This is a genomic window from Nonomuraea cypriaca, from assembly GCF_015645445.1.
GTDB classification, from domain to species: domain Bacteria; phylum Actinomycetota; class Actinomycetes; order Streptosporangiales; family Streptosporangiaceae; genus Nonomuraea; species Nonomuraea cypriaca.
The window spans coordinates 1-5,805 of record NZ_JADOGI010000391.1 but is presented as its reverse complement, the minus strand read 5'-3'; the positions used below and the strand labels follow the sequence as shown (position 1 = coordinate 5,805).

The 5,805-nt window shown below is 67.5% G+C and carries 6 protein-coding genes; 2 read left to right on the top strand and 4 right to left on the bottom strand.

What is annotated here, in order from left to right; genetic code table 11:
- The first annotated feature begins 128 nt into the window (after window positions 1-128).
- Together ITP53_RS53465 and ITP53_RS56740 are read left to right on the top strand one after the other, a co-directional pair.
- The gene (locus ITP53_RS53465) at window positions 129-665 is read left to right on the top strand and encodes a hemerythrin domain-containing protein (protein WP_236052193.1); all 537 of its coding nucleotides are present in this window, start codon (window positions 129-131) and stop codon (window positions 663-665) included.
- An 82-nt stretch (window positions 666-747) separates the two neighbouring features.
- A complete protein-coding gene (locus ITP53_RS56740) occupies window positions 748-1,443 on the top strand; it encodes a hypothetical protein (protein WP_207757703.1) in 696 nt (231 codons plus the stop codon).
- Between the two features lie 265 nt (window positions 1,444-1,708).
- On the opposite strand, the gene ITP53_RS53455 is transcribed toward ITP53_RS56740, so the two are convergent.
- From ITP53_RS53455 to ITP53_RS53440, 4 genes are all read right to left on the bottom strand, one after another.
- Window positions 1,709-2,323 carry a recombinase family protein gene (locus tag ITP53_RS53455; RefSeq protein WP_236052192.1) on the bottom strand — a complete coding sequence of 205 codons (615 nt, stop codon included), beginning with the start codon at window positions 2,321-2,323 and terminating at the stop codon, window positions 1,709-1,711.
- Window positions 2,324-2,744: 421 nt separating this feature from the next.
- Window positions 2,745-3,689 (bottom strand): phosphotransferase family protein, encoded by a 945-nt coding sequence (locus tag ITP53_RS53450; protein ID WP_195903153.1) that lies wholly within the window; start codon window positions 3,687-3,689, stop codon window positions 2,745-2,747.
- A 319-nt stretch (window positions 3,690-4,008) separates the two neighbouring features.
- Window positions 4,009-4,239, bottom strand: a complete 231-nt coding sequence (locus ITP53_RS59920; protein ID WP_328818757.1) for a Tn3 family transposase — start codon at window positions 4,237-4,239, stop codon at window positions 4,009-4,011.
- Complete coding sequence (locus ITP53_RS53440; RefSeq protein ID WP_195903152.1) at window positions 4,208-5,644, bottom strand: Tn3 family transposase; 1,437 nt, start codon at window positions 5,642-5,644, stop codon at window positions 4,208-4,210. Before ITP53_RS53440 ends, ITP53_RS59920 begins: the two co-directional genes overlap by 32 nt.
- Window positions 5,645-5,805: the final 161 nt, after the last annotated feature.

Below are 5,805 nucleotides of genomic sequence, written 5' to 3'. Positions count from 1 at the left end.
CATGCGTATCGTCCATTCCGCACTGCGCCGCGATCTCGAGCGGACCAGGATGGTGGCATCCGATCCGGCACTGCTCACCGACAGCCGGCGACAGGCGATCGGCACGCACCTGGCCTGGTTGATGCACGCTGCACCGGCATCACAGCGGCGAGGACGAGCAGGTCTGGCCGGAGATCCGGCGTCGCGACCCATCGGCCGCGGCGCTCCTCGACCAGATGGACGCGGACCACCGGCGACTCGCCGGTGGCATGGAAGACCTCGAGGCGGTCGCAGGCTCCTTCGGCGCGGGAACCGTGCCGACCTCGGAGATCCTGACCGAGCTAGCTCGGCTGCAGGAGGTGTTGTTGCCGCATCTCGCACGGGAGGAACAGGAAATGATGCCGGTGCTGGCACAAGTCCTGACTCACGGCGAGTGGCACGAGCTTTCGCACCGCGCCTTCGTCAAAGGCAAATCCCTTCAGAACCTGGCCATGGAAGGCCACTGGGTTCTCGACAACGCTACGCCCGAGGACCGAGCGCGAATGCTAACGGTGCTCCCTGCCGTGCCGCGTTTCCTCCTCCTCCGCTTCCTGGGAGGACCTTACGCGCGGAAGTTCGAGGCGCTTTGGGGGGGTTCCGGTAGCAATGAAGAAATTTCCAACGAAGTAGAGTCTGACGTGCGATAACGGAGCGTCGTCCGGCTGATGTCTCAGTTCGATTACGGTAGAGGGCCACGAGTTCGGTGCTCGGAACGGCAAGGCACCGCCAGTGCAGGGCACAGCGTCGGTCGAGCGGGCCGAAATAGTCGGCAACTCGTGGAACGCTGCTGTGATGTCGGGATTCACGCGCGACACCAAGCGCTACGGCGACAAACTCGTGTACGAGGCGCTCGGCTCGAAGTGGCGCCGCTATCACGACGCCCACTGCAGGTGCGGCCTGAACTGGGTCACCGAGCATGCTGAGCCGGCCGGCTTCACTGTGGTGCGCTCCGGTACTGGCTGGGTTGCCCTGACCGGTCCAGGTCTGACCGAGGACGTCGACGAGTCCGCGCTGACCACTGATGCCCTCTGGGAGGCCGTCACCGGTAAACCCGGCGCGGGCTGGGTGGAGGCGGTGAGGGTCGTCGAGCGGAGCGAGGCAGTCGCCGGCGATCGCGCAGTGACCGGTGCTGGCGGTGCCCAACGGCGTGAACGTCGTCCCGAAGCTGAGCCGGGGCCGGTCACCGACAAACAGCTGAAGTACCTCACCACGCTGGTGGGCAAGGTCGGGCGCGAGCGGTTCGACACCGCCTTCGACGCAGTGGTTCAGGGCACGGGGATCGCGCCGCGCGGGGATGGCGAAAGGACCGGTCAGGCACTGCGGCGCCTGACGAGAGCCGCTGCTCGCAAGCTGATCACGGTCTTGGCCGTCCCTGCCCCCGGGGCTGGTAAGGCGGTGGGCGACACCTGGGCGCCGGGGTGCTGAATTAGCGGGGACGGCGGCGCTGGGCGGGGTCAGCTTCGGCGGTGATGCGCGTGGAGGTCTCCTCGCCCAGGCGGACGTAGCGGCCGAGGCTGGCCAGGTGCTGGTGGCGGCTCTTGCCTGCAACTCCGGGGCGGTCCGTCCGGCCTGCGCGAGATGCTGCAACGCACTGTGCCGGAGCTGGTGCAAAGTCCATCCCTGCCGGTGCGGGTCCAGCGCTGCGGAGGCGGTCTTGGCCCTCGGTACAGTTGGAGTATCGGAACGGAAATTAGCGGTAGTGGTCGGGGCTTGGTGGCCGTGGCGTTCCTGGGCTGCCGGGCCACCGTCTTTTCGCGGTTGAGGTGCCCGTAGACGGTCGAGCGGGGCACCCCGAACAGGTCGGCGATCTGCTGGACCGTCTCTCCCGCGCGTTGTACAGCTCCTGCGCCAACGCAGCCTGGTCGACGGAGAGCCTCGGCCGGCGTCCGCCGACGCGGCCGCGGGCCCTCGCTGCGGCGAGCCCGTCGTTGGTGTTCGCCACGATCAGCTCGCGCTGCAGTTCGGCTAGGACCGAGAGCATCCCGAACATTGCGCGGCCCTTCATGGTGGCGGTGTCGATGCCCTGCTCGATCACGTGCAGGCCGATCCCGTGTTCGCGCAGCTCGGCGCCGAGGGTCACCAGATGCAGCACCGAGCGGGAGAGCCGATCCAGCCGGGTGACCTTCAACGTGTCGCCCTCGCGCAGGAGCTGGAGGACTAGATCGAGCTTCGGACGGGACGCCTTGGCGCCGCTGGCGGTGTCGATGTGGATGTTGGCGCGGTCGACGCCGGCGCGCAGCAGGGCGTCGATCTGGTGGTCGGGGTTCTGGTCGGCGGTGGACACCCGCGCGTAGCCGATGAGCATGTGTCGGAATCTAGCTGACGGCCGTTCACCGACGTTGAATTCCGACACGGGTTGCCGACGCGCCTCGCCTGCGCGGCCGCGGTGTCGGCGGCGGGTGTCGGCAAACGCGTTTGCCGACACCCGAATCCGGCTCGTTCGCGGTGGTCGGGTCATGACGACTGTGGGGAGGTCGGGAGGCAGGTGACGGTCATGCGGGCGGCGCCGGCCTGTCGGGCGCGGGTCCATGCTGTGCAGCGGGAGGGCACGGCCCAGGCCGAGCCGCCGATAGCGGTGGTGTGTGCCGACGGGTTCGGACTCGGTGGTCCGGTTGTGCTCGTCGAGCCAGATGATCGCGGACGCGGTCATGGTCCCGTCCGGGGCTTGCACCAGAATGTGAAGGTCGGAACGGTAGGGCCAGTTTCCGCGAACGCCCTCCGTAGGGTCAGCGAAGCGCGTTCAGCTCGTCGAGGGCGCGATGGCCGCGCTTGACCACCCCTGGAACGACATCGTGGCGCCCGTGACGGATGGGGACCTCGAGCATGAGGAGGATCTGTGCCGCTGCGAGCACCGCCGCCCCCTCCCAGCCGACCAGGTCGAGGATTCTCGTCCACAGCCGCCTTCGGACACCGTCCAGCAGCGGATCCTGGAAGGTGGACCACACGAGGGCGGTGAGATCAGTCGCCCGCGTGCCGCTTCCTGCGTTCCCGATATCCACGACCGCCACCACCGTTCCGTCACGGACCAGGATGTTGCTGGGGGTTGAGAGATCGGCATGGACCATGTCAGGTGCCTCTCGTGGTGGTGGGACGTCGGCACACACGAGCCGCAGGCGCTCGACCAAGGCCGACACCACGGAGGAATACCCCGAGAGCCTGGCCACGGACTGGCGGAGACGCGACTGCTCCGGCGTCTCGTTGAAATCCAGCCCGGCGACAGCCGATTCCTGACCGGTGGCGACCCGCCAGGCGTACGACCAGTGGTCGTAGGGCTCGGAGGCTTGGCCAGCCTGGAGTTCGATGATCTCCATCAGCTGCTCAATGAGGGACGGGGCCAGATCTGGCGCGGGAGCCGCGTCAACGAAGTCCATCAGATGCCATACATGAGTGGCCGTGGCCCCCACTCCGAGCCAGGCCGGGGTGGGATAGCCGCGCCTACGCATGTGCTCGACCACTCTCTGGGCCCGCAACGTCTCATCCAGGTGGTTGGGGTGTGCCCGGGGCACTGCTTTGAGCACTGCATTTGCCCTTCCGGCCAACCGGACGCGCATGGCACCCCCATTGACGCCTCCGGGTAGGCGACTGAGAAGAGTGACCTCTGCCCCGACCACGCTGGCCACGTCGTCCAGGACCTCGGCCGGCAGCTCTTTGGGATGGGTGCCCTGGTTCATCGGTTCGACCTCGAAAGTTCAGCGCATGGACAGAGAGCTAGTTGGCACTTGGTGGCAGCTTCGGCAGTATCGGGCCGTGAAGCTGGTGCCCCTGGCTGGGAGTGTTCGCGGCGGCGGGGGCTTCGAGACATCAGATCATGAAACCGGTCTCGGCCCGGCGTGTCATCCGAATTTCTTCCCCTCGGGCTTCCCGGTGCGTTCGGGCGGAAGCGGCGTTCGGCCCAGAACGGCCCGTAAACACCGGGGGTGGCCCGCGCCCGGCGCAGACCACCCCAAGATCAACCGCCTACGGCAGCGTCCTGACGCGCACAAGCGCCGGTCAGGGCGTCAGGCCCAGCTCACGCAGTTGCGCGGGCCGCAGCGGCCGCCAGCCGCTGGTGTCGAGCTTGGCCAGTTCGGCCTCGACGTCGACGTTGATGACGCCGAAGAAGTTGATGTTGTCGCTGTGGCCGGGCGAGATGTGCGACAGGATCTCGTCCGGCACGTCCCGGCCCTGGGAGCGCAGCTCCAGCACCGCTCTAGAATAATATTCTGTCGTCCAGGCGACCACCGCGTTGGTCAGCAGGGTCAGGCACCACGCCTGCTCGGTCTGCTGGTTCCAGGTGCGGCCGGGTGATGGTGCCCTGCTGGGCGTAGTGCAGGTCGCGGCGCAGCGCGTGCAGGCTCTCCCCCTTGTTCAATTGCCGCGAGATCTTCCGCCTGAAGGCCGGGTCCGACAGGTATTTGGCCAGGTGCACGGTCCTTCTGAGCATGCCCCACTCCTTCAGCGCGGCGGCCAGGGTGTTCTGCCGGGAGGCGGCCGACCACTTGCCGACGATCAGCGAGGCGGTGGCCTGGCCGTACTTCAGCGATCCGGCCATCCGCAGCAGGTCCGGCCAGCAGTCGGCCACCAGGTCCTCGTTCCAGCGCGCGCCCAGCAGCGGCCCGGCGTGCGGGTAGCGCTTGGCGATCTCGGCCGGGGTGTCGTCACGGACCAGGGTAACCCGGCTCAAGTCCCGCATCCTTGGGGTGAGCGCCTTGCCGACCAGTTCGAACAGCGCAAAGTTGATCAACGTGGCGCCGTGCGTATCCGTTGCGTGCTCGGTGATCGGGAGGTCGGTGGCGTTGCCGAGGAAGTCGTCCAGGACGTAGTGCGCCTCCCGCGCCGTCGGCACGATGATCTTCGTGCCGTAGGTGGACCACTGGTCGGAGACATGGGTGTAGGTGGACAGCACCTGACCGCCGTGGATGACCATGGTGCGAGCGGTCGTGCTCTTGCCGCGCACGGGAAACCTCTGCCCGTCGGAGGAACTCATGGTGCCGCCGCCGAACACCTTGGCCAGCTCCAGGCCGTAGTGGTGGTTGACGATGACCGTGTTGGCCTCGCGCAGCGTTTCCTCCCGCACGTACCACTCCATCGTCCAGGCCAGCACGTCGTAGGACACCCCGCAGGCCTCCGACATCCGGGCCAGGCCCAGATTCGTGGACATCGCGATGAGCACCGCCAAGATGTTGCGCTTGGTCTCGGTCGAGGTGCTCAGCTTGCGGCCGCCCGCGTGGGTGAAGCAGTCCAGGAAATGTGTGCGCGCGTCCAGCTCGATCAGCAGCGAGGCGATCGGCGCGAACGGCAGCATCGCGGCCAGCTCGTCCTTCAGCGCCTTGGCCTCAGCCGGAACGTCTTCGGCCGACAACGGCGGCACCACCAGATGCTCGTCCTCATCCAGCCGGACCATACCGGTGTCATCGGGAACGGCGCTGGCCAGCGTCTCCTCCAGCTCTTCCAGGGCGTGCAGTTCCTCCTTGCCCTGCTCCAGCGCCTCGGCCGCGCTCGGCGGCTTGCCCACCAGTCGGCAGTACTCACCGCGCCGCGGCGCCCACTGCTCGGGCGTGTAGGCCCCGCGCTCGGGTCGCTGCCACCAGCCGCAAAGTAGCGCTGAGTAACCAATGTTACTCAGGTGGTCGCGAGGGTTGATCATCTCCTGTTCCACTAGGCCAGCGGACCTGGTGCAATCATCAGCATGGCTGGTAAACCCCTGCTTCTCCGCGCAACCCTCACGCTGACTGCGCTCCTCACCTCGGCCGCGGCCGGAGCCGCCCTCGCCTCCTCAACCAGAGGGCGGACACCGCCCCCACCCCC

What these genes read in the sequence shown, in the direction of transcription:
- ITP53_RS53455 (WP_236052192.1), bottom strand. Translation starts at nt 2,323, where the DNA reads ATGCTCATCGGCTACGCGCGGGTGTCCACCGCCGACCAGAACCCCGAC.
- ITP53_RS53450 (WP_195903153.1), bottom strand. Translation starts at nt 3,689, where the DNA reads ATGAACCAGGGCACCCATCCCAAAGAGCTGCCGGCCGAGGTCCTGGAC.
- ITP53_RS53440 (WP_195903152.1), bottom strand. Translation starts at nt 5,644, where the DNA reads ATGATCAACCCTCGCGACCACCTGAGTAACATTGGTTACTCAGCGCTA.